This window comes from Planktothrix sp. FACHB-1355, from assembly GCF_014748295.1.
In the GTDB taxonomy this organism is placed as follows: Bacteria; Cyanobacteriota; Cyanobacteriia; order Cyanobacteriales; family Aerosakkonemataceae; genus Aerosakkonema; species Aerosakkonema funiforme_A.
On record NZ_JACJUP010000823.1, the window covers coordinates 1 to 3,298 of the forward strand.

The following is a 3,298-nucleotide window of genomic DNA, read 5'->3' on the forward strand; positions in this document are numbered from 1 at the left end:
CGACAAAAGTAAAACCAATTTTCTCCAATTTTGATTTGCATGGATCGATAGATTCTATTTGACTAGGTGAATAGACATCTTTAGTAAGAGTTTTCATTTTTATTACTAGAATTAACTTCCCAATTATTAAGAAAATTATAATTTTTTCAAAGAATATACAAATTGTCAAGTCTTTGCCGCATTATTTGTATGATGTCTGACTGCATCTATCTATATTGTATGACAAGTTGAATTTGGGCATGGAGTAGGAGATTGCTTCCCACGTCCGGCCACAAATTATTTATAATTGTTTAAACTGGTTGACATTTGCCGGCGCGAATCAATCCGACGCGACGTGCGATCGCCTCATCTCTCGAAGCAATTGGCCCCCATTTTTCTACTATATTTGCATCTTCCTTACCTTCCACGCGATCGCTAGGCAGAATATCGCAGTGACCTTCATTGCGCTTGACAATATACCAAGTTTGTGTATTTTCCATATTTACTAAAAATCTTGTCAGTTTTGCTCATCAAATAGGGCATCAGCTGCCCGATGCCCTACCATACATAATTGCAGATTTCAGATTCAAATTTAACGATCGAAATCTGAAATTTGAAATCTCAAATCTGAAATCTTATTAGCGGTGACCGTTGCCGTTAGTCTTGCCGTTACCGCTAGTTGCCACCACCTTTTCTGCTAGCTTGTCCGGTACTTCTTGCAGGTGGTCGAACTTCCAGTTAAAGAAGCCAACACCCATAGTAAGCGATCGCAACTCCACAATAAAGTTCTGCATTTCCGCTTGCGGCAAATAAGCAGAAACCTTATCCCAACCTTTCCAATCCGACCGACCTTCGTAGCCCAAAATTTGGCCGCGATGTCCAGTCAGCAATTGCATTACCTTAGAAGTAAATTCTTGAGGCGTACAAACCTCAACAGCAGTAATCGGTTCCAACAACGTCGGTTCGCACTTGGGCATTCCTTCCTGCATTGCCAAACGCGCTGCTTGCTTGAATGCTTGTTCCGAACTATCGACAGTGTGGTAAGAACCATTGATCAGCGTCACCGCCACATCGACCACCGGGAAACCCAACGGCCCATGTGCCAGAGACTCCCGCACACCAATTTCCACACCAGGAATGTACTGGCGCGGAACCACTCCGCCCACAATCTTCTCATTAAAGTTGAAGCCTTCCCCGCGAGACAGGGGTTTGATGTCCAGATAAACATCGCCGAATTGTCCGTGTCCGCCGCTTTGGTGCTTGTAGCGCCCGTGAACGGACGAAACAGCTTTGCGGATAGTTTCTTTATAAGGAACTTGCGGCAGGTGCGTACTCATCGGCAGATTGTACTTGCGGCGCAACCGGTCTAAGGCTACTTGCAAGTGAATTTCTCCCTGACCCCAGAGAATAACTTCGCGAGTATCGCCGTGTTGTTCCCAACTCAAGGATGGGTCTTCTTCGATCAGTTTGCCAAAGGCGCTGCTGATTTTCACTTCATCGTTGCGCTTTTCGGCTGTTACCGCCAAAGCGTAAACCGGCGTCAGTTGTTCCGCTTTGGGTAATTCTGACGCCGGTTGTCCGCTATTAGTCGATAGGGTATCCCCCGTTTTTATGCCCTCCAAACGTCCCACAGCCACAATTTCGCCGGCTTTGGCTTCTTGGATGCCGTTTTGTTGTTGACCTGCGAGACGGTAGAGTCCGCCAGCACGCACGCCGTTGAGAACTGCGCCATCTGTGAGAGTACCTTGCCAAACTCGCACGAGGGAAAGTTTGCCACCTTGGGGAGTGAAGTAGGTTTTCAGCACTTGCGCTAGAGGTGCGTCGCCACTGAGGGTAATTCCCCGCCGTCCCAATGTGGTTTCTGGGGTGGGTGCTTCCCGCAGCAAGGCTTGCAGTAGGGGTCGAACGCCAAAATCTTTTTCGGCAATACCCAGGAATACTGGCACGATTAGATCTGCGCCCAATTCCATTTTCAGGTCTTGGATAATTTCTTCTTGGGGCGGTTCGATTTCTTCTAGCAGTTCTTCCAAAAGGTGGTCGTCAAAGTTAGCCAACTCTTCTAACATTTCCGTCCGCGCTGCGTGTTCTTGTTCTTTGAGTTCGGCGGGGAAGGGAACGGGGTCTGCTGGCGCACCTGGGTGATAGTGGTAAGCTTGTTCGGTAACTAGATCGATAAAGCCAACGAGGTTTTCTCCTTGACCGATCGGATATTGGTGCGGTACTAACGGACGACTGGAGACGTTTTTGAGGGCGTGCAGTACGTCCATGAAGTTGTTGTTCGCCCGATCCATTTTGTTGATGAAGACTAGGTGGGGAATTTCCCAGTCGTCTAAGAATTTGAATAGGGGGGCGAGGGTGAGGACGCGATCGATTACTGGTTCGCAAACCACTACCGCTGCATCTACACCAATTAAAGCATTATAAGTTTCCTGGGAGAATTCCACCGATCCGGGACAGTCGAGGAACGTGAACCGCACGCCGTCGTATTCGGTGCAGGCGGTTGCGATCTCGACGCTCATTTGGCGATCGCGTGCTTCTGGGGCGCTATCTCCTACTGTATTTTTATCCTTGATGCTGCCTTTGCGAGTAATCGCACCTGTGACGAACAAGATACTTTCTAGAAATGTTGTTTTGCCGCTCAGATAGGGGCCAACGATCGCCACATTACGAAAACTGGAAACGACTTTTTCGTTCATAAATCCTCCTTTTCGCGTCGCTGTCAACTTGCTTAAGAGTGCAGCTGCCGCTTGTGACAGTGGATAGCAAATGTTTTTCGAGTAGTAAGGGTGAGTTTGGCCAGTTTGCTGGTTAAATAACTGAAATTCTCGCTCAACTTCCCCTACGCGCCTGTAGATTTTGATAGAAGCCGTTTAGTAGAATGTCCGAGTCTATTGTCAGTTGTCCGTTGACGATAAATTTTTCAACTGACTACTCACAACTGACGAGCGGGTGCGTGCAAAATTGTGGATTTTTTTATAGATGGCTGGTTTAACCCGCCCCTACACAACAGACTTCTCGGTTGTTAATGGTTGAGCTTACCTTGTCAGGATTAACTCACCTATTTGAAAACTTACCTCGTATTTAATAACAGGTTAACCACTTTTTAACAGACTGTCATAAAAATCTGATTTTGTTTTACAATAAAGTTTATTATTTATTAATTTCAATAAAGTTTTATTTTCAACTAATAATTTTTATTTCATTAGTATTTCCAGTCCCCAATTACTCCTTGCCACCGTAAGATTATCGATCGCAAGTTACCTGTTGTTCTTTTCTCCCCCGCTCCCCCTAAGCAATACATATTCTTTGAGCGGGAAGG

At 46.2% G+C, this 3,298-nt stretch carries 2 protein-coding genes; both read right to left on the reverse strand.

Going from position 1 to position 3,298, the window contains the following annotated elements:
- Positions 1-290: 290 nt before the first annotated feature.
- Entirely contained in the window at positions 291-479 is a 189-nt protein-coding gene (locus tag H6S82_RS25440) for a DDE transposase family protein (protein ID WP_190461815.1), read from the reverse strand.
- Between the two features lie 138 nt (positions 480-617).
- Positions 618-2,675 carry an elongation factor G gene (locus H6S82_RS25445; RefSeq protein WP_190461812.1) on the reverse strand — a complete coding sequence of 686 codons (2,058 nt, stop codon included), beginning with the start codon at positions 2,673-2,675 and terminating at the stop codon, positions 618-620.
- Positions 2,676-3,298 lie beyond the last annotated feature (623 nt).